This is a genomic window from Phytobacter sp. V69 (genome assembly GCF_965644215.1).
Taxonomy (GTDB): Bacteria; Pseudomonadota; Gammaproteobacteria; order Enterobacterales; family Enterobacteriaceae; genus Phytobacter.
Window position 1 is genome coordinate 1 of sequence record NZ_CBFFRL010000491.1, and the last position, 635, is coordinate 635.

The 635-nt window shown below is 35.0% G+C and carries 1 protein-coding gene; it reads left to right on the forward strand.

Annotation, left to right across the window (positions count from 1 at the left end; all coding sequences use genetic code 11):
- The coding region (locus ACSZPU_RS26170) for a hypothetical protein (protein WP_499004534.1) at nucleotides 1–553 on the forward strand (553 nt) is incomplete at its 5' end.
- Between the last annotated feature and the right edge of the window lie 82 nt (nucleotides 554–635).

Here is a 635-nt window from a genome sequence, read left to right on the forward strand (position 1 = left end):
TGTAAAAAATTATTTCGATGGTGAAATTTCTCAAGCAGCTGAAAAAACAGGTTACAGCCAGAGTCAAATAAAGAAATGGATAAATAACGAAATAAAACCTCGTACTGAAACAACTCGCTATTTTATGGGTGTTGCACTCATCCCCGAGTTTAAAATTGTATGTGAACACCACTCTTTCGATTGTGAGGGTAACATTACAGACCAGTTGAAAGAAATGTTGAATAGTCATAGCAAATCTCCCGGCATCTATGTTTTTTATGATAGCTTAAGCGAGCCAATTTATCTTGGGAAAGCAAACAAATCATTGCAAACTGAAATTTATAGCGCATTAAATAGACCAGTATCTCTATCTTACCCAAAAACGATTTCCTTACCACCTAAAAAAATAAAACAATTAGTCAAATATATATCAGTTTATGATGTAGCAGGGAAGGATCACAGTGACTACCCTAAGCATGTAGAATCATTAATTTTGAGAATTAAAAAACCAAAATTGAACAAGCAATTAGGCATGCTGACAGAAATAATACCGAAAAAGCCGGATGAAAAATAATCGCCATACCCAGAATACTTCGAGTTGCAGGAGCCAGTAAACCCAAGTTAATCGTAGGGATAGATTGTTTAAGCACTACCAT